We start from the raw sequence: 17,287 nt of genomic DNA on the forward strand, positions 1-17,287 counted from the left end.
CGATGATGACCCGCCAGACCGTGACCGATCCCAGGAAGAAGAACACCAACCGCGTCGTCGCCGCCGTCTGCGTCGCCTTCTTCGGCGGCATGATCGGCATGGCCTACGCCGCGGTGCCGCTCTACAAGATGTTCTGCCAGGCCACCGGCTATGGCGGCACGACGCAGCGCGCCGAAAAGCAATATGCCGGCCGCATCCTCGACCGTGACATCACCGTGCGCTTCGACGCCAACACCAACGGCATTCCGTGGCAGTTCCAGCCGGTCGCCCGTTCGGTCACCATCAAGATCGGCGAGACCACGCAGGCGCATTACAGCGCCACCAACAAGTTCGACCGCGCCGTTACCGGCCGCGCCACCTTCAACGTGCAGCCGGAACTGGCGGGCCCCTACTTCAACAAGGTCGAGTGTTTCTGCTTCACCGACACGACGCTGAAGCCCGGCGAGACGCTGGACATGCCGGTCGTGTTCTATGTGGATCCCGATATCGTCAACGTGCCGGAACTGAAGGACTTGAAGACGATCACCCTGTCCTACACCATGTTCCCGGTCCAAAAGAACAAGCCGGTGGCGTCATCGACGCCGGACAGCAGCAGCAAAGTTTCAGATACCGAAGCAAATCTCGGGGGTTGATATGGCAGACGCGCACGCAAAACCACAACACGACTACCATCTCGTCAACCCGAGCCCGTGGCCCTTCCTGGGGTCGATCGGCGCGCTGGTGACTGCAGTCGGCGGCGTCGCCCTGATGCAGTATCTCAAGAACGGCGATTTTCCGATTTTCGGCCACAACATCGCCAATCCATGGCTGTTCTTCATCGGCCTGGTCATCGTCCTCTACACGATGTTTGCCTGGTGGTCGGACACCATCAAGGAAGCGCATGAGGGCCACCACACGCGCGTCGTGTCGCTGCATCTGCGCTACGGCATGATCATGTTCATCGCTTCGGAAGTGATGTTCTTCGTTGCCTGGTTCTGGGCCTATTTCGATGCCAGCCTGTTTCCGAGCGAAGTGCAGAATTACGCCCGCACCGCTTTCACTGGCGGCGTCTGGCCGCCGAAGGGTCTCGAAGTCCTCGATCCCTTCCATCTGCCGCTCTACAACACCATCATCCTGCTTCTGTCGGGCACCACGGTGACATGGGCGCACCATTCGCTCATCCATGGCGACCGCAAGGGCCTGATCAACGGCCTGGTGCTGACCGTCGGCCTCGGCATGCTGTTCACCATGGTGCAGGCCTACGAGTACATGCACGCTCCGTTCGGCTTCAAGGATTCCATCTACGGCGCCACCTTCTTCATGGCGACCGGCTTCCATGGCTTCCACGTCATCATCGGCACCATCTTCCTGCTGGTCTGCCTGATCCGCGCCTGGAAAGGCGACTTCACGCCCAAGCAGCATTTCGGCTTCGAGGCGGCTGCCTGGTACTGGCACTTCGTCGACGTGGTCTGGCTGTTCCTGTTCGCATCGATCTACGTCTGGGGATCGGTCGGCGCGGTGATCGAAGGCCACTGACGGCTTTCACCGAACCGACAAATCAGAAGGGCGGTCGCGGCAACGCGGTCGCCTTTCTTCTTTTCGGCGCCCCATCAATGGCCAACGGATTCGGCTGGTCGGGCTGGCTGCTTCAATTGGTCGACTGGACCGATGGCTGCATTGGGGTTACCGACTGCGACATGGACGAAATCTGGACTATGGTGCCGGATGGAACGCTGATCGAAATCGAGCCGTAAAGCATGACTATCCATGAGTGAAGATAGGGCGATCTGGCCACCCATCGAGCCGATCTCGGCCGGCCTGCACGGACGCTGCCCGCGCTGCGGCGAAGGACGGCTGTTTTCCGGCTTCCTCACCGTCGGCAAGCGCTGCAACAATTGCGGCCTCGACTATTCCTACGCCGATGCCGGCGACGGCCCGGCGGTGTTCGTCATCCTGATCATCGGCTTCATCGTCGTTGGGCTGGCGCTGTGGGTGGAGGTGAAGCTGAGCCCGCCGCTGTGGCTGCATTTCATCATCTGGATACCGCTGGCCGTGGCGCTGTGCCTGACGGCGCTGAGGCTGATCAAGGGGGTGCTGCTGACGCTTCAATACGCCAACAAGGCGGCCGAAGGCCGCCTGGACCAGGGGCAATGAACGAGGCACTGACCAAGCCCAGCGGCCGTTCGCGGCCGAAGACGGCGTTGCTGCTCGGCCTCGGCCTGGTGGTGTTCGTCATCCTGCTCGGGCTTGGCACATGGCAGGTGCAGCGCCTGTACTGGAAGGAAGCCCTTCTGCAGACCATCGACCAGCGCACCCATTCAGCGCCGCGGCCGCTGGCGGACGTCGAGAAGGAATTCGACGCCACCGGTGATGTCGACTACACGCCGGTCACCGTCAGCGGGACGTTCCTGCACTCCGGCGAGCGGCATTTTTACGCCACATGGGACGGCGACGCCGGCTTCAACGTCTACACCCCACTGGCCCTCGACGATGGCCGCTATATCCTGATCAACCGCGGCTTCGTTCCCTATGATCTCAAGGATGCCGCCAAGCGCCCTCAAGGGCAGGTGACCGGCAAGGTCACGGTCACCGGCCTGGCGCGCAACCCGCTGCCGGGCAAGCCGTCGATGATGCTGCCCGACAATGACGTGGCCAAGAACATCTTCTACTGGAAGGATCGTGATGTCATGGCGGCGAGTGCCGGCCTGCCGGCTGGCGCCGTGCTGGTGCCGATCTTCATCGACGCCGACAAGACGCCGAACCCGGGCGGGCTGCCGGTCGGCGGCGTCACCATCATCGACCTGCCGAATTCTCATCTGCAATATGCCTTCACCTGGTATGGCCTGGCGGCGGCTCTTGCCGCGGTTCTGATCATCAGGCTGCGCCGTCCGGCAAAGACTGAATGATCCAGAGCATGATCCCGAAAAGTGGGAACCGGTTTCGGACAAGATCATGCTCCAACAAAGAGTTAGATCAGGTAGACCATTCAACCTGATCCAACTGCCCTTGACAGGGCAGGGGTGCACACCTCATTTCGCCTCACGATACGATCAACCGATCTGGAATCATGCTGCAGACCGCCACAAAACCACCGCTGACGATCCGGCTCTGCCAGCCGCGCGGCTTTTGCGCCGGCGTCGACCGCGCCATCCAGATCGTCGTGCTGGCGTTGAAGAAATACGGCGCGCCGGTTTATGTCCGCCACGAGATCGTGCACAACCGCTATGTCGTCGAGGGCCTGCAAAGCCTTGGCGCGGTTTTCATCGAGGAACTCTCGGAAATCCCGGCCGAGCACCGCAAGTCGCCGGTTGTCTTCTCGGCCCACGGCGTGCCGAAATCGGTGCCGGCCGACGCCAAGGCACGCGAGCTCTTCTATCTCGACGCCACCTGCCCGCTGGTGTCCAAGGTGCACAAGCAGGCGATGCGCCATCAGCGGCTCGGCCGCCATGTGCTTCTGATCGGCCATGCCGGCCATCCCGAAGTGATCGGCACCATGGGCCAGCTGGCTGAAGGCGCCGTCACGCTGATCGAGACCGAAGCCGACGCTGCTATCTTTGCCCCCGCCGACCCGGAAGCGCTCGGCTTCGTCAGCCAGACAACGTTGTCGGTCGAAGACACTGCCGGCATATTGCGGGTGCTGCAGGAGCGCTTCCCGCAGCTGCATGCACCGGCCGCCGAATTGATCTGCTACGCCACCACCAACCGCCAGGAAGCGGTCAAGGAAACCGCCGCCGGCGCCGATCTCTATCTGATCGTCGGTGCGCCCAATTCCTCCAATTCGCGCCGTCTTGTCGAAGTGGCGGAGCGCGCCGGCGCCACCATGTCGCTTCTCGTACAGCGCGCCGCCGAAATTCCGTGGAATGACATCACAAATATCTCGACGCTCGGCCTGTCTGCCGGCGCGTCGGCGCCGGAGATCATCGTCGACGAGATCATCGACGCCTTCCGCCAGCGCTTCGAGGTGACCATCGACCTGGCGATCACGGCCACCGAAACGGAGGATTTTCCAGTCATGCGGGTTCTGCGCGATGTCGAACTGACGCGGGCCGACATGGCCTTCGTCAACGGAGCCGCGTGAACAGCCCATGGCGGTCTACACCGACGTCAATGAAGGCGAACTCGGCGCGTTCCTGAGGGCATATCCGGTCGGCGAACTCTTGTCCTACAAGGGTATCGCCGAAGGCACGGAGAATTCGAATTTCCTGCTGCACACCTCAAGCGGCTCTTACATACTGACGCTCTACGAGAAGCGCGTCGACAAGGCCGACCTGCCGTTCTTCCTCGGCCTGATGGGCCATCTCGCCCGCAAAGGCATTTCCTGTCCGCTGCCGGTGACCGCGCATGACGGCACCGTCATCGGCACGCTGGCCGGCCGTCCCGCGGTCATCATCACCTTCCTCGAAGGCCTGTCGCTGCGGCGGCCGACAGCGGCGCATTGCGCGGAGGTCGGCAAGTCCCTCGCCGCACTGCATTTGGCCGGGCAGGATTTTGCGATGACGCGTAACAACGCACTGGCCATCGAGGGCTGGCGCAAACTCTGGAATGCCTCGCGCGACCGAGCCGACGAGGTCGAGCCGGGACTGGCGGCCGAGGTCGACGCGGATTTCGCCGACTTCGGACGCCATTGGCCGCAAGGCCTGCCGGCAGGCATCATCCATGCCGATCTGTTTCCCGACAATGTCTTCTTCCTCGGCGAGAAACTGTCCGGCCTCATCGACTTCTATTTCGCCTGCAACGACCTCTACGCCTATGACGTCGCCACCTGCCTCAATGCCTGGTGTTTCGAGAAGGATTTCTCCTTCAACCTGACCAAAGGCACGGCGCTGCTGGCCGGCTATCAGAGCGTGCGGCCTTTGAGCGAGGGCGAGAAAGCAGCGCTGCCGATCCTTTCGCGCGGTTCGGCGCTGCGCTTCATGCTGACCCGGCTCTATGACTGGCTGACCGTTCCCGAGGGCGGGCTGGTCATGAAGCGCGATCCGACCGAATATATCCGCCGCATGCGCTTCCACCGCGCGATCAGGTCGCCTTCGGAATACGGACTGACATGACCAAGCAGGTTGAAATCTTCACCGACGGCGCCTGCTCGGGCAATCCCGGTCCCGGCGGCTGGGGCGCCATCCTGCGCTTCAACGGCAAGACCAGGGAATTGTCGGGCGGCGAGGCCGAGACGACCAATAACCGTATGGAGCTGCTGGCCGCCATCTCGGCGCTGAATGCGCTGAAGGAGCCGTGCGCCGTCGAGCTTCACACCGACAGCAAATATGTCATGGACGGTATCTCCAAATGGATCCACGGCTGGAAGAAAAACGGCTGGAAGACCGCCGACAAGAAGCCGGTCAAGAACGGTGAACTGTGGCAGGCGCTGGATGAGGCCAATCGGCGCCACAAGGTGACCTGGAACTGGGTCAAGGGCCATGCCGGCCACACCGAGAACGAACGCGCCGACGAACTCGCAAGGGAAGGCATGGCGCCGTTCAAGAGGGGCTCAGCCAAACCTGCGGCGCCGAAAGTGGCGCTGAAGCCGGCGGCATCCGAGAAGCAGCCGGCGCCACGGGCACGGCGCTCGACCCAAAGCTATTGAGCTCAAGCTATCGGCAGGGGATCTCACTCATGCCGATCGTATACTACATCACCCATCCCCAGGTTCAGATCGATGCCAACGTTCCCGTGCCGCACTGGGGGCTATCCGAGATCGGACGAGCGACAGCATCAGCCATGCTCGATCAGCCATGGGGCGGATCGATCCGCCGTGTCGTCTCGTCGGCCGAACGCAAGGCGATCGAAACCGCCGAGATTCTTGGCAAACACCTCGGCCTCGCGGTCGAGGTGAGGGAGCGCATGCATGAGAACGATCGGTCGGCAACCGGCTTCCTGCCGCCGCCGGAGTTCGAGGCGGTCGCCGACCAGTTCTTCGCCAATCCGCACAAAAGCATTCGCGGCTGGGAACGGACCATCGACGCCCAGCAACGCATTGTCAGCGAGGTCGAAACGGTGCTGGGTGCTGCCGACGGCGGCGACATTGCCTTCGTCGGCCATGGCGGCGTCGGAACGCTCTTGCTGCTCTCGCTCAGCGGCCGCGCAATCAGCCGCGCGGCGGATCAGCCGGCCGGCGGCGGCAATTACTTCGCCTATGATGTCGGCACGCGCCGCGTCGTCCACGGATGGCGGCCGATAGACAGTCTGGCGCCGCGCTAAAGCGGATGTCAGGAGATCATCGATACCGTAGCCGTGATGAAGCCGCTGGCGACCAGCGGATAGAACCTGTCCTCAGCGGATCAGCAGGGCCGTGCCGTAGAGGCCGAGCGCGAACACCGTGTGCGAGATCACGTTGAAGGCGCGGATCTGCATCGCGTTGGGGCGCTTTGACGCAGCCCAGCCGGCGCCCATGCCGGGCGCCAGCAGGAACCAGCCGGCGCCGATGGTGACCATGCCGAGGATGAAGGCTGGCAGGAAGGTCGGCGCGTCCAGCCATGCCGTGCCCGCCAGCGCCACCAGGATGAAGCCGTAGACGATGCCGGTGACATAATGGAAGGCCCAGCCCAGCGCCTGCTCATGCGCATAGGGTGCGGCTTGGGCGATATCGTCGTGGAAAACCTTGCCTTCCCTAAGGTGCCAGACCCAGCGGCCGGGCGGCCCCCAGTTCGGCCGCGGCTGGCTGAGCGCCAGATGCAGGAACAGCGCCCAAAGATCCATCAGCACCGTGGCGCCGATGCCGATCGCAACGCTGCGCCAGATGATGTCAAACATCGTCGATGTCCCCCAAAGCAGGCAATCCGGCTGGAAGCGCGTGGTCGTCAGGCCATGGCGCTCATGAGCCGACGCGGCCGCTGCGGTTTAGAGCTGGCTCAGAATGTGAGCGGCACCCGATGTGTCGACTCCTGGCTTGGTCTCGACATTGAGCGCGGTGACCTTGCCGTTGTCGACGATCATCGAGAAGCGCTTCGAGCGCAATCCCATGCCGCCGCTGGAATAGTCGGAGTCGAGGCCGATCGACCTGGCGAAGTCGCCATTGCCGTCGGCGAGATAGAGGATCTTGCCTTGACCGCCGGTGAAATTGGCCCAGGCGCCCATGACATGGACATCGTTGACGGAGACGACGGCGATGGTGTCGACGCCGCGGGCCAGGATGGCATCGTGGTTCTCGAGATAGCCCGGCAGATGATTGTTGCTGCAGGTCGGCGTGAAGGCGCCTGGAACGCCGAACAGCACGACCTTCTTGCCCGCGAAAATCTCGGCCGAGGTGATCACCTTGGCGCCGTCGGCGGTCATTTCCTTGAAGGTCGCATCGGGCAGTTTGTCGCCAACGGCAATCGTCATGATGGTCCTCGTGTGAAAAGCAGGGAAGGTTTCTTGCGATAGCGAAATCGGGCATCTCCCGCAACCGCCGACAAGGCCTGGATCAAGGGAAAGCCCTGATCGGGTTCGGTATCAGGGGAACGGCAGAACGCCCTCGACCGCGCCTTCGGCACTTGTCAGGGTGTAATACAACCCGCCATCGGTCGGTGTCGTCGACGGCCGGTCGAGGATCGGAATGGTAAATACCAGCCGGCCGTCCTTTTCGCTGCGTGCAGGCGCCCCGAACATATAGTCGCGTCCCCCGGCGACGAAGAAATCCGCCGCCTCCGGATCTCCGGGAAAAGTCGCCTCGACGATCAGCGTCTCATGGTCGCCCGGCAGCACCTTGATCCCGAAATCGGGCTTGGCAGGCGCGGGCAAGGTGGCGAGTGCAGCCTTCACCAGCGCCGCATCCTCGGCATTGTCGGGATCGGCGGCGGGATCGACGCTCAGCCGCGTCTGCACCGGAATACAGATCGTCTCGCAAATGCCAAGAAAGATGTCGGCATCGATGACGGCCGCATCCCCAGGCGACGACAAAGTGAACGTCACCGGCAGCGAGACCGGATGGTTGTAGCCGGCCCATTTGCCGTAGCCGTCGTCATGGCGCTGCGGCGGCGGGAAGGAAAACGCCGCATCGGTGATGTTGGTGCTGGCCGAAACGTCGATCTGCGGCGGCACGCCGGCGTCGCCCGGATCACGCCAATAGGTCTTCCAGCCGGGCTTGAGCGCGATGTCGAGCACGCCATGGATGCGACCGGCCTCGTCGGCCTTGCCTGATGTCACCAGCCGCACCTTACCGCCTTCGCTGTTGTACCAGTCGGAAGACGAGGCGGCGGCGGGAATAGCTGCTCCGCATCCGATGGCGGCGCCGAGCAGCAGGATTTTCAAGCTTTGCATGGCGTTGATTTGATCGTCAGTTCATGGCCGCGCAATGTTTTCATGGCGCTCTGCGTATCATATTTGCGTGACCTTCGGGCAAGGAACAGTTGGCTTCAAGCAATCGGCCGAGTGAAGTTCGCAGTCAAGATTCCGTTGTTTCAACCGTTGGGCTTTGGCCGAATCGCACGCGGCGCATCTTTTCGGCGTCCCGGAAACGCGTTACGCTCCAGTGCATGGACTTGTTGCGCCACAAAAAGACAGCCGGTGGACGCGGCTTTCTTGACGACCAGTTCCTGATTGCCATGCCCGGCATGAAGGACGATCGCTTCACGCGCTCGGTCATCTACATCTGCGCGCACAGCGATGAAGGCGCCATGGGCCTGATCATCAACCAGACGCAACAGATGCTGTTTCCCGATCTTCTGGTGCAGCTCGGCATCATGAACGAGCAGGAGGCGATCAGGCTGCCGGCGCAGGCTCGCGACTTCGTCGTGCGCAATGGCGGCCCCGTCGACCGTAGCCGCGGCTTCGTCCTGCACTCGGGCGACTACCGGGTGGAATCCTCGCTCACCGTCTCCGACGATATCTGCCTGACCGCCACGGTCGACATATTGCGCGCCATCTCGTCCGGCCGCGGCCCGCGGCGCGCGTTGATGGCGCTCGGCTATTCCGGCTGGGGCGCCGGCCAGCTGGAAACCGAGATCGCCGAGAATGGCTGGCTGACCTGTCCGGCCACGCCGGAGCTGCTGTTCGACGCCGACATCGAGCGGAAGTACGACCGCATCCTGGCATCGATCGGGATTGATCTGGCGCATTTGAGCCTGGCCGCGGGGCACGCCTGAGGCCTCGCCTTCGCCGACGTTCCGCCGAACCTTCGCGACTAGCCGAAGCCGCCCGCCACTTTCGCCATCCTAAGGTCTGCGCCGCGTCGCTGCGCTCCTTGCTTCGCCCTAGGATGACGAAGGCGCGGTCGCTTCAGGGGTTCATTCCAATGTAACCACGCGCCTGCACGACGCATGCCTCACCCGTCACGCCTGCGTCATCGGGTACTGCTCTTTCAACGCCTTCAGCACCTGGTCGCCTGGCATCGGCGCGCCGAACATGAAGCTTTGCACATATTCGCAGCCCATCTGGCGCAATTCCAGCGCATCGCTTTCGTCGGAAATGCCCTCGGCCACCACCGACAGGCCGAGTTCATGCGCCATGTTGACCATGGATTTGAGCAGCACCGCCCGCTTCGGCGTCGCGTCGTCGACGAAGCTCTTGTCGATCTTGATGGTGTCGAAGGGGAAGCGGGTCAGATAGGCGAGCGAGGAATAGCCGGTGCCGAAATCGTCCAGCGACAGGCCGATGCCGAGCTGCTTGAGTTTGGTCAGCACATGCGAGGTCTGCTCTGGATTGTCCATGACCAGCGATTCGGTAAGTTCGAGCCGGAAGCAGCGCGGCTTCAGATTGGCGCGGGCGATGACCGAGCGGACATCGCTGACCAGGTCGCGGCGGATCAGCTGGCGGCTGGACAGATTGACCGACACCGACAGCGGGGTGTCGCCGATCTGCTTTTGCCAGCCGGCGAGGTCTTCGGCCGCCTGCTGCATGGCAAACAGCCCAAGCTGCACGATCAGGCCACAGCTTTCGGCGACCGGAATGAAATCGCCGGGCGGGATCATGCCGCGGCGCGGATGGTCCCAACGCAGCAGCGCTTCGAAGCCGGCAATGCTGCCGTCCTCCAGCCGCACGATCGGCTGGTAGGCAAGGGTGAATTCGCGCCGCTCGATGGCGCGGCGCAGATCGGATTCGAATTGCAGCCGGTCGGTGCCGACGGTGCGGAAGGCCGGCCGGAACGGCTCGATCCTGTCGCCGCCGAAGCGCTTGGCCTGGTGCATGGCAAGCTCGGCGTCCTTGACCATGTCTTCTGCCGAAGTCTGCGCCGAGGTCCAGGTGATCAGGCCGATCGAGGCAGTCAGCACGATCTCGCGCTTGGCGAAGGTGATCGGGTTGTTGATGGCGTGCTTGATGGCGTCTGCCACCGCCGCGATGCGGGAGGGTTCCTGTTCGGAGAGCAGCATCAGGGCGAACTGGTCACCGGCAAAGCGCGACAGCGAATCCTTAGGTTTCAACAGCCGGTGCAAGCGGCGCGCAATGGTGAGCAGGATGGTGTCGCCGGCCGAGATGCCAAGCCCGTCATTGACCTGCTTGAAACGGTCGATGTCGATGACGAAGACGGTGGGGCGCACCTTCTCTTCGGTGCGCGCGATCGAGATGATGGCTTCCAGCCGGTTCATCAGAAGTTCGCGGTTGGGCAGGCCGGTCAGATTGTCGTGAACGGCATCGTGCAGCAGCCTTTCCTCGGACTTTTTCTGCTCGGTAACGTCGACCATGGTGCCGACGCAGCGAATCACTTCGCCATCCGAGCCGATCACCGGCCGCGCCCGAAGCAAGAACCAGTGGTAGTGCCCGTCGGCGCCGCGCAGGCGGAAATTCTGCGAGACCCGGCCGCGCCGATGTTCGAGCACCACGTCGAGGGTGGTGCGGAACGTGTCGCGGTCGTCGGCATGCAGCACCGGCAGCCAGTTGCGGGCCGCACCCCCCAGGCTGTTGGGCGCCAGGCCAAGCTGGATGCTGACGTCGGGCTTGGTGACGACGCGGTCGCGCAGCACGTCCCAGTCCCACACCGTGTCGCCGGAGCCGGCGACGGCCAGCGCCTGGCGCTCGAGATCGGAGAACAGGCCCTGATGCAGCGCGCCGCCGGCAAAGGCATGCTGCATGACGGTGAAGCCGATCAAAAGGATGATCAGGATCAGCCCGCCGCCCAATGCCGGCTGGGCGATGTCGTTGTCGAGCATGCCGGTGATCGCCATCCACGACCCGCACAGCCATAGCAGCACCATCACCCAACTGGGCACCAGCATGATCGCACGGTCGTAACCACGAAGACCGAGCAGGATGATGAGGCCGAGCCCGGTCAGCGCGGTGGCGGCAAAGGACAGCCGGGCAATACCGGCGGCGACGGCCGGATCGATGATGGCCACACCCGCGATCAGCACCAGGCCGAGAATCCAGACCAGCGCGCCATAGCTGAAATGCCCGTGCCACCGGTTGAGGTTGAGATAGGCGAACAGGAACACCACGAAGGTCGCCGCAAGCGCCACCTCCGTTCCCGCCCGCCACATCTGCTCGTTGCCGGGCGATATCTCTATGATCTTGTTCAGAAAGCCGAAATCGACGCAGATATAGGCAAGTACCGCCCACGCAAGTGCGGCTGTCGCCGGAAACATCGAGGTTCCCTTGACGACGAAAAGGATGGTCAGGAACAGCGCCAGCAGCCCGGCGATGCCGATGACGATGCCGCGAAACAGCGTATAGGAATTGACCGAGTCCTTGTAGGCTTCCGGCTCCCATAGATAGACCTGCGGCAGCTTCGGCGAGGCGAGTTCGGCGATGAAGGTGATCACCGTTCCCGGGTTCAGCGTCACCCGGAACACGTCGGCGTCGGAGCTTGACTGGCGGTCGAGCGCGAAGCCCTCGCTGGGTGTGATCGCGGCGATGCGGGTGGCGCCGAGATCGGGCCAGAAGATGCCGGAATTCACCAGCCTGAAATGCGGCGCCACGATCAGCCGGTCAAGCTGCTGGTCGGTGGTGTTGGCGAGCGCGAACACCGCCCAGTCACCGCTCGAGCGCGCGTCATTGGCCTCGACCTCGATGCGCCGGACGATGCCATCGGGGCCGGGTGCGGTCGACACCTGGAAGTTTTCGCCCTGGTTGCGGTAAATCTCGACGGCGCGCGACAGGTCGAGCGCGACATCGTCGCGGGCAATCTTGATCGGTTCGACGGCGAAGGCCGGGAGCGCCGCGCAAAGCGTGACGACAACCGCCAGAACAAAGGCCAACAGCGACCCGTTTCGCAGGAAATTCGTCAAAAATCAGTCCTTCGTTCCAGCGCCCGGCGGATCGTCCGCGATCCGGGCGTAGAGGTAGTGGTCCTGCCAGATGCCGTTGATCCTGAGGTAGGATCGCAGAAGTCCTTCGCGCCGGAATCCGGCTTTTTCAAGCACGCGGATCGACCGGACATTGTCGGGAATACAGGCAGCTTCGATCCGGTGCAACCTCAGCGTATCGAAGGCGAAGCGGCAGACCACCTTGACCGCGTCGGTCATCAGGCCGCGGCCGCCAAACCGCTCCCCGATCCAGTACCCGACATGGCCGCTTTGCGAGACGCCGTGGCGGATATTGCCGAGCGTAATGCCGCCGGCAAGCTTGCCGCTCGCCTTCTCGAAGATGAAGAAGGCGATGGCTGTCCCCTGCGCATAGTCTTCGCGGTAGCGGCCGATGCGCAGCCGCCAGGCGGTGCGGTCGAGTTCATCGGGCGTCCAGCGCGGCTCCCACGGTTCGAGGAAGGCACGGCTTTCGCCGCGCACCGCCGACCATTCGCGATAGTCGTTGGTGTAGGGCACGCGCAGCATGACCCGGTCGCCTTTCAGTGCCGGTAGGTCACGGCGAAAGAAAGGGAGCGCGAACACCGGCGCTTGAAGGCTTAGACGGCGAGCTTGCGGGCCGTGGTGTGCGTGCCCGCAAGCGAATCGAGAATCGCCTCATAGGGCGCGAGCGTACCCACCGGTCCAACCGCAGTCAGCGTCGGCTTGGTCGAAAACAGCCGGGACGAAAGGTCGGTCAGCCGCTCGACGGTCAGCGCCGACAGCCGTTCCATCAACTCCTCCTTGGCGATCGGCCGGCCGAACAGAAGCAGCTGCCTGGCGATCTGCGAGGCGCGGCTGGCCGGGCTTTCAGCCGACATGATCAGGCCGGCGCGGTATTGCGCGCGGGCGCGGTCGAGCTCTTCCTGAAGGATATTCTCGCCGGCCTTCTGCAGCTCGTCGATAATGACCGGAACCAGTTCGGCAATGTCGCTCTGCCCGGTCGCGGCATGAACGCCGAAGATGCCGGTATCGGAAAAACCCCAGTGGAAGGCATAGACCGAATAGCACAGGCCACGCTTTTCGCGGACCTCCTGGAACAGCCGGGACGACATGCCGCCGCCGAGGATCATCGACAGCACCTGCGAAGCGTAGAAATCGCGCACATGATAGGCTCGGCCTTCGAAGCCGAGCACGATCTGCGCGTCCATCAGGTCGCGATCCTCGCGGAAATCGCCGCCGACATACTGCGCATATTGGGGCATCGTGCTGTCGGACTTGCTGCGGAAACCGCCGAGCTGTTTTTCGACCTCGCGCACGAAATTGTCATGCTTGATGTCGCCGGCCGCGACGATCACCATCTTCTCGGCGCCATATTGGCGCTCGATGAAATCATGCAGCTGTTTGGAGGTGAAGGATTTGACGGTTTCCGGCGTGCCGAGGATCGAGCGGCCGATCGTCTGGTGGCGGAAGGCGGTCTCGGTGAAACGGTCGAAGACGATGTCGTCGGGTGTGTCGTGCGCGGCGCCGATCTCCTGCAGGATCACATGCTGCTCGCGCTCCAGTTCCTCTGGGTCGAATTCGGACTCCTGCAGGATATCGGCAAGGATATCCACCGCCAGCGGCACATCGTCGGACAGCACCCTGGCGTAATAGGACGTCGTCTCGACTGATGTGGCGGCATTGATCTCGCCGCCGACATCCTCGATTTCCGAGGCGATCTCGAAGGCCGTCCGCCTTTTCGTACCCTTGAAGGCCATATGCTCGAGCAGATGGGCCATTCCGTGCTCGTCGTCACGCTCATTGCGGGCGCCGGACTTGACCCAGGCGCCAAGGGCAACGGATTCGAGGCTTGGAAGGGTTTCGGTGGCGACTGTCAGGCCGTTCGACAGACGGCTTACCTCAACACCCATATGGCAAGTACTCCCTAACGCGCTGCCCTTGAGTGGCGGCTCACGTAATCTTCCACCATTTTCAGGTCGGATGGAAGTACCGTGTACTTTTCGTCGGCTGACATCAAGGACCCCAGCCATGCGGGCAGGGCCGGCGACACGCCGCAGGCGGCTTCGACCGCGGCCGGGAACTTGGCCGGGTGCGCCGTGCCCAGCACCACCATCGGCACTGCACCGTCAGCCTTGCCGGCGGCGACATGCACGGCCGCGGCCGTGTGCGGATCGAGCAGATAATTGCTGGATTCGAGCGTTGAACGGATGGTGGCGGCAACCTCGTCCATATCAGCGCGTCCGGCGTCGAATTCGGACCGCATCCGGTCGATTTCTGCGGTTTCGATGGTGAAGGCGCCGGATTGCTTGAGGCCGGCCATGTAACGCCGCACCGTCTCTGCGTTACGGTCGCAGGCCTCGAACAGCAGTCGCTCGAAGTTCGACGATACCTGGATGTCCATCGATGGCGACGTCGTCGCAAACACACCCTTGGTGCGGTATTCACCGGTCGCGAAAGTGCGCGCCAATATGTCGTTGTCGTTGGTGGCGACGATCAGCCGCTCGATCGGCAGGCCCATCTTCTTGGCGGCGTAACCGGCGAAAATATCGCCGAAATTGCCGGTCGGCACGGTAAAGGAGACCGGCCTGTCCGGCGCGCCGAGCGAAAGCGCCGAGGAAAAATAATAGACGATCTGGGCCATGATGCGGGCCCAGTTGATCGAATTGACGCCCGACAGCGACACGCGATCACGAAAACGATGATCGTTGAACATATCCTTCAGCAGGCCCTGGCAATCGTCGAAATTGCCTTCGATCGCCAGCGCCTGGACGTTGGCGGCAGTCGATGTCGTCATTTGCCGCTGCTGCACCGGCGAGATGCGGCCATGCGGGAACATCACGAAAATGTCAGTTCGGTCGCGGCCGGCGAAGGCATCGATGGCGGCGCCGCCGGTGTCACCCGAGGTCGCGCCGACGATGGTGGCGCGCTGGCCACGCTCAGTCAGTACATGGTCCATCAGCCGGGCAAGCAGCTGCATGGCAACGTCCTTGAAGGCCAGCGTCGGACCGTGGAAGAGCTCGAGGATGAACGTGTTGGCGCCGGTCTGCACCAGCGGGCAGACGGCCCGGTGGCGGAAGGTGGCATAGGCTTCTCGCACCAGGCGCTCGAAGACGGGTGCGGCGATCTCGCCGCCGAGGAAGGGCGTCAGCACGCGGATGGCGAGGTCCGCATAGGGCAGGCCGCGCATGGCGCGGATCTCGGCTGCCGAAAACTGCGGCCATGTCTGCGGCACATAAAGCCCGCCGTCGCGGGCCAGCCCCGCCAGCACCGCATCGGCAAATCCAAGCACGGGCGCATCCCCGCGGGTACTCACATAGCGCATCGTCAAAGGTCCATTGCAGCCGCCGGTTTCATCCACGGCAATTGGTTAATTTTCCGAGCCGCCTCAGTCGCATTTTTGCCGTGGCGTTGCTATACGTCACCAACTTTGCGAGAGGGAAGTGCAGTTTCATGGCGTTTCATAAGTTCAACCGTCGCTTTGTCGCGGGTCTGGCGCTAACCGGCTTTATGCTTGCCGCCGCCGGTTGCCAATCGAGCGACAATGGCATCCTCAATCTCGGTTTCGGCAAGAAGACCGACCCGAATGCGCCAATACCGCCTCAGGATCCCAAGGTTCTCGCCAGCCAGTTGCAGGCCTACTGCCCGAAAGTGACGGTGCGTGACGGCACCGCATACTTCAATACCTACGCCAAGGGCGCGCCGCAGCCGAAAAAGAAAAAGGCTGATGCGGCACAGGATGCCGAGGCCGCTGCCGCCGCGCAGACGGCGCCTGACGGCTCCATCGTCGATCCGAACAAGGATCCGGCCAAGATCATCTACCAGGCCTCGATCAGCGATGTGAGCCGCGATTGCAGCCGTGCCAACGGCCAGTTGACGATGAAGGTTGGGGTTGCCGGCAAGATCGTGCCGGGACCGCTGTTCGCCCCCGGCACCATCACCATGCCGATCCGCATTGCCGTCATGCACGGCCCCGACGTACTTTATTCGCAGATCCACCCCTATCAGATCCAGGTCAGCGATCCCTCGACCGCCACCCAGTTCGTGTTCACCGATCCCAACGTCGTCGTGCCCGAACCCTCCGCCCGGGATTACACTGTCTATGCCGGCTATGACGACACCGCGCCGGCGGCGGCGGACAAGAAGTCCGGCAAGAAAAAGAAGCGCGCTCCCGCGACGAACTAAGCGCCTGGGCGCCGTCGCTGCTGCGACGGTGCCGGTCAACTCTTTGAAAGATCCAAACGATCCGATCGTAATCCTGCAGGTGTGCGCCTGCGGGCAGGTCGCGTCTGCGTAATCTCGATCCATTCCGCCAGCGCACTTGACTCATTCATATCTCGGCAGTTATACGTCGATCAATAGCTCGCAGGTTATTGATCCCGATGCCAGACGCCCACGATACTTTGTTTAGAACGCTTGCCGACCCGACCCGGCGGGCCATCTTCGAGCGCCTTTGCCGCCAGGGTGAGCAGACCGTGGGGGCGCTGACGGCGGAGTCCGGGGTTTCGCAACCGGCGGTGTCGAAGCATCTCGGCGTCCTGAAGCTGGCCGGGCTGGTGCGTGATCGCCACGCCGGACGCCAGACCCACTACAGCGCCCAGCCCGCGGCACTTGGTCCGCTGACCGACTGGACAGTTCAAATGACAGGATTCTGGGAGGGCCGCTTCGATGACCTCGAGAACCTGCTGAAAAGGATGGACCAGTGAGCAATCCCGAACTGCGCACCGTCGTCGTCGAACGTGAAATATCCTGGCCGGCGGAGAGGATCTGGCGCGCGTTGACGCAGCCGCATCTGATGGAGGAATGGCTCATGAAGAACGATTTCAAGCCTGTCGTCGGCCACAGCTTCAATCTTCGCGGCGACTGGGGCGGCGTGCTCGATTGCGAGGTTCTCGCCGTCGAGCAAGGCAGGACGCTGTCCTACAGCTGGGATTTTGCGCATGAGGATGCCGCCTACAATCTGAAGAGCGTGGTGACGTTCACGCTCACGCCCACCAGCATGGGGACCCATCTGCGCGTCGAGCAGTCGGGTTTCCATCCGAGCCAGAAGCAGGCCTATGGCGGCGCCAGGGCCGGGTGGCAGCAATTCCTCACCAAGCTGGAGCAGGTCCTGGCGAAGCCGGATTGAAGCCTGCCGGTACCATGCCCTGATCGCGGGGCACCGAATGCAAAAAGGAGGA

General features: G+C 63.0%; 20 protein-coding genes. 13 read left to right on the forward strand and 7 right to left on the reverse strand.

What is annotated here, in order from left to right:
• Nucleotides 1-5 precede the first annotated feature (5 nt).
• The 9 genes from AC3EML_RS12985 (at nucleotide 6) to AC3EML_RS13025 (ending at nucleotide 6,174) form a co-directional block, all read left to right on the forward strand.
• A complete protein-coding gene (locus AC3EML_RS12985) occupies nucleotides 6-632 on the forward strand; it encodes a cytochrome c oxidase assembly protein (protein ID WP_023692073.1) in 627 nt (208 codons plus the stop codon).
• Nucleotide 633: 1 nt separating this feature from the next.
• Nucleotides 634-1,515: a cytochrome c oxidase subunit 3 gene (locus AC3EML_RS12990; RefSeq protein ID WP_023668416.1), complete on the forward strand. Its 882-nt coding sequence runs from the start codon at nucleotides 634-636 to the stop codon at nucleotides 1,513-1,515.
• 77 nt (nucleotides 1,516-1,592) lie between these two features.
• Nucleotides 1,593-1,733, forward strand: a complete 141-nt coding sequence (locus AC3EML_RS12995; protein WP_023668415.1) for a L,D-transpeptidase family protein — start codon at nucleotides 1,593-1,595, stop codon at nucleotides 1,731-1,733.
• 13 nt (nucleotides 1,734-1,746) lie between these two features.
• Nucleotides 1,747-2,133 carry a DUF983 domain-containing protein gene (locus AC3EML_RS13000; RefSeq protein WP_023740707.1) on the forward strand — a complete coding sequence of 129 codons (387 nt, stop codon included), beginning with the start codon at nucleotides 1,747-1,749 and terminating at the stop codon, nucleotides 2,131-2,133.
• Nucleotides 2,130-2,885, forward strand: coding sequence for an SURF1 family protein (locus tag AC3EML_RS13005; RefSeq protein WP_352521288.1), 756 nt, complete (start codon nucleotides 2,130-2,132; stop codon nucleotides 2,883-2,885). The genes AC3EML_RS13000 and AC3EML_RS13005 overlap by 4 nt, the downstream gene beginning before the upstream one ends.
• Nucleotides 2,886-3,046: 161 nt before the next feature.
• Nucleotides 3,047-4,057 (forward strand): 4-hydroxy-3-methylbut-2-enyl diphosphate reductase, encoded by a 1,011-nt coding sequence (ispH, locus tag AC3EML_RS13010; protein WP_488505229.1) that lies wholly within the window; start codon nucleotides 3,047-3,049, stop codon nucleotides 4,055-4,057.
• Between the two features lie 7 nt (nucleotides 4,058-4,064).
• Nucleotides 4,065-5,027: a homoserine kinase gene (locus AC3EML_RS13015; protein ID WP_352521290.1), complete on the forward strand. Its 963-nt coding sequence runs from the start codon at nucleotides 4,065-4,067 to the stop codon at nucleotides 5,025-5,027.
• Nucleotides 5,024-5,560 carry a ribonuclease HI gene (gene rnhA / locus AC3EML_RS13020; RefSeq protein ID WP_023692070.1) on the forward strand — a complete coding sequence of 179 codons (537 nt, stop codon included), beginning with the start codon at nucleotides 5,024-5,026 and terminating at the stop codon, nucleotides 5,558-5,560. The genes AC3EML_RS13015 and rnhA overlap by 4 nt, the downstream gene beginning before the upstream one ends.
• Nucleotides 5,561-5,589: 29 nt before the next feature.
• On the forward strand, nucleotides 5,590-6,174 hold the full coding sequence (locus AC3EML_RS13025) for a histidine phosphatase family protein (protein ID WP_352521291.1): 585 nt from the start codon (nucleotides 5,590-5,592) through the stop codon (nucleotides 6,172-6,174).
• Nucleotides 6,175-6,246: 72 nt separating this feature from the next.
• On the opposite strand, the gene AC3EML_RS13030 is transcribed toward AC3EML_RS13025, so the two are convergent.
• The 3 genes from AC3EML_RS13030 to AC3EML_RS13040 form a co-directional block, all read right to left on the reverse strand.
• Nucleotides 6,247-6,726, reverse strand: coding sequence for a DUF2938 domain-containing protein (locus AC3EML_RS13030; protein ID WP_352521292.1), 480 nt, complete (start codon nucleotides 6,724-6,726; stop codon nucleotides 6,247-6,249).
• A gap of 87 nt (nucleotides 6,727-6,813) precedes the next feature.
• Nucleotides 6,814-7,296, reverse strand: a complete 483-nt coding sequence (locus AC3EML_RS13035; RefSeq protein WP_023698522.1) for a peroxiredoxin — start codon at nucleotides 7,294-7,296, stop codon at nucleotides 6,814-6,816.
• Nucleotides 7,297-7,407: 111 nt separating this feature from the next.
• Nucleotides 7,408-8,214: a protein-disulfide reductase DsbD domain-containing protein gene (locus AC3EML_RS13040; RefSeq protein WP_023687156.1), complete on the reverse strand. Its 807-nt coding sequence runs from the start codon at nucleotides 8,212-8,214 to the stop codon at nucleotides 7,408-7,410.
• Nucleotides 8,215-8,429: 215 nt separating this feature from the next.
• On the opposite strand from AC3EML_RS13040, the gene AC3EML_RS13045 reads away from it, so the two are divergent.
• The gene (locus tag AC3EML_RS13045) at nucleotides 8,430-9,038 is read left to right on the forward strand and encodes a YqgE/AlgH family protein (RefSeq protein WP_023668405.1); all 609 of its coding nucleotides are present in this window, start codon (nucleotides 8,430-8,432) and stop codon (nucleotides 9,036-9,038) included.
• Nucleotides 9,039-9,224: 186 nt separating this feature from the next.
• Here AC3EML_RS13045 and AC3EML_RS13050 read toward each other — a convergent pair whose 3' ends face one another.
• From AC3EML_RS13050 to thrC, 4 genes are read right to left on the reverse strand one after another with little or no spacing between them, the layout of a single operon-like run.
• Nucleotides 9,225-12,113: an EAL domain-containing protein gene (locus tag AC3EML_RS13050; protein ID WP_023754851.1), complete on the reverse strand. Its 2,889-nt coding sequence runs from the start codon at nucleotides 12,111-12,113 to the stop codon at nucleotides 9,225-9,227.
• A gap of 3 nt (nucleotides 12,114-12,116) precedes the next feature.
• On the reverse strand, nucleotides 12,117-12,713 hold the full coding sequence (locus AC3EML_RS13055) for a GNAT family N-acetyltransferase (protein WP_023668403.1): 597 nt from the start codon (nucleotides 12,711-12,713) through the stop codon (nucleotides 12,117-12,119).
• A 14-nt stretch (nucleotides 12,714-12,727) separates the two neighbouring features.
• The gene (locus AC3EML_RS13060; protein WP_023668402.1) at nucleotides 12,728-14,020 is read right to left on the reverse strand and encodes a M16 family metallopeptidase; all 1,293 of its coding nucleotides are present in this window, start codon (nucleotides 14,018-14,020) and stop codon (nucleotides 12,728-12,730) included.
• Nucleotides 14,021-14,034: 14 nt separating this feature from the next.
• The gene (thrC, locus tag AC3EML_RS13065) at nucleotides 14,035-15,432 is read right to left on the reverse strand and encodes a threonine synthase (RefSeq protein ID WP_352519997.1); all 1,398 of its coding nucleotides are present in this window, start codon (nucleotides 15,430-15,432) and stop codon (nucleotides 14,035-14,037) included.
• A gap of 128 nt (nucleotides 15,433-15,560) precedes the next feature.
• Between thrC and AC3EML_RS13070 the strand changes: the two genes are divergently transcribed.
• From AC3EML_RS13070 to AC3EML_RS13080, 3 genes are all read left to right on the forward strand, one after another.
• Nucleotides 15,561-16,292: a hypothetical protein gene (locus AC3EML_RS13070; RefSeq protein ID WP_352519998.1), complete on the forward strand. Its 732-nt coding sequence runs from the start codon at nucleotides 15,561-15,563 to the stop codon at nucleotides 16,290-16,292.
• A 197-nt stretch (nucleotides 16,293-16,489) separates the two neighbouring features.
• On the forward strand, nucleotides 16,490-16,813 hold the full coding sequence (locus AC3EML_RS13075) for an ArsR/SmtB family transcription factor (RefSeq protein ID WP_023738492.1): 324 nt from the start codon (nucleotides 16,490-16,492) through the stop codon (nucleotides 16,811-16,813).
• Nucleotides 16,810-17,235, forward strand: coding sequence for an SRPBCC family protein (locus AC3EML_RS13080; protein WP_352521293.1), 426 nt, complete (start codon nucleotides 16,810-16,812; stop codon nucleotides 17,233-17,235). The genes AC3EML_RS13075 and AC3EML_RS13080 overlap by 4 nt, the downstream gene beginning before the upstream one ends.
• Nucleotides 17,236-17,287: the final 52 nt, after the last annotated feature.

Source organism: Mesorhizobium sp. P170090, assembly GCF_057786115.1.

What these genes read in the sequence shown, in the direction of transcription:
- AC3EML_RS13035 (WP_023698522.1), bottom strand. Translation starts at nt 7,296, where the DNA reads ATGACGATTGCCGTTGGCGACAAACTGCCCGATGCGACCTTCAAGGAA.
- AC3EML_RS12990 (WP_023668416.1), top strand. Translation starts at nt 634, where the DNA reads ATGGCAGACGCGCACGCAAAACCACAACACGACTACCATCTCGTCAAC.
- AC3EML_RS12995 (WP_023668415.1), top strand. Translation starts at nt 1,593, where the DNA reads ATGGCCAACGGATTCGGCTGGTCGGGCTGGCTGCTTCAATTGGTCGAC.
- ispH (WP_488505229.1), top strand. Translation starts at nt 3,047, where the DNA reads ATGCTGCAGACCGCCACAAAACCACCGCTGACGATCCGGCTCTGCCAG.
- AC3EML_RS13075 (WP_023738492.1), top strand. Translation starts at nt 16,490, where the DNA reads ATGCCAGACGCCCACGATACTTTGTTTAGAACGCTTGCCGACCCGACC.
- thrC (WP_352519997.1), bottom strand. Translation starts at nt 15,432, where the DNA reads ATGCGCTATGTGAGTACCCGCGGGGATGCGCCCGTGCTTGGATTTGCC.
- AC3EML_RS13005 (WP_352521288.1), top strand. Translation starts at nt 2,130, where the DNA reads ATGAACGAGGCACTGACCAAGCCCAGCGGCCGTTCGCGGCCGAAGACG.
- AC3EML_RS13060 (WP_023668402.1), bottom strand. Translation starts at nt 14,020, where the DNA reads ATGGGTGTTGAGGTAAGCCGTCTGTCGAACGGCCTGACAGTCGCCACC.
- AC3EML_RS13000 (WP_023740707.1), top strand. Translation starts at nt 1,747, where the DNA reads ATGAGTGAAGATAGGGCGATCTGGCCACCCATCGAGCCGATCTCGGCC.
- AC3EML_RS13040 (WP_023687156.1), bottom strand. Translation starts at nt 8,214, where the DNA reads ATGCAAAGCTTGAAAATCCTGCTGCTCGGCGCCGCCATCGGATGCGGA.
- AC3EML_RS13045 (WP_023668405.1), top strand. Translation starts at nt 8,430, where the DNA reads ATGGACTTGTTGCGCCACAAAAAGACAGCCGGTGGACGCGGCTTTCTT.
- AC3EML_RS13070 (WP_352519998.1), top strand. Translation starts at nt 15,561, where the DNA reads ATGGCGTTTCATAAGTTCAACCGTCGCTTTGTCGCGGGTCTGGCGCTA.
- AC3EML_RS13030 (WP_352521292.1), bottom strand. Translation starts at nt 6,726, where the DNA reads ATGTTTGACATCATCTGGCGCAGCGTTGCGATCGGCATCGGCGCCACG.
- AC3EML_RS12985 (WP_023692073.1), top strand. Translation starts at nt 6, where the DNA reads ATGACCCGCCAGACCGTGACCGATCCCAGGAAGAAGAACACCAACCGC.
- AC3EML_RS13025 (WP_352521291.1), top strand. Translation starts at nt 5,590, where the DNA reads ATGCCGATCGTATACTACATCACCCATCCCCAGGTTCAGATCGATGCC.
- AC3EML_RS13015 (WP_352521290.1), top strand. Translation starts at nt 4,065, where the DNA reads ATGGCGGTCTACACCGACGTCAATGAAGGCGAACTCGGCGCGTTCCTG.
- rnhA (WP_023692070.1), top strand. Translation starts at nt 5,024, where the DNA reads ATGACCAAGCAGGTTGAAATCTTCACCGACGGCGCCTGCTCGGGCAAT.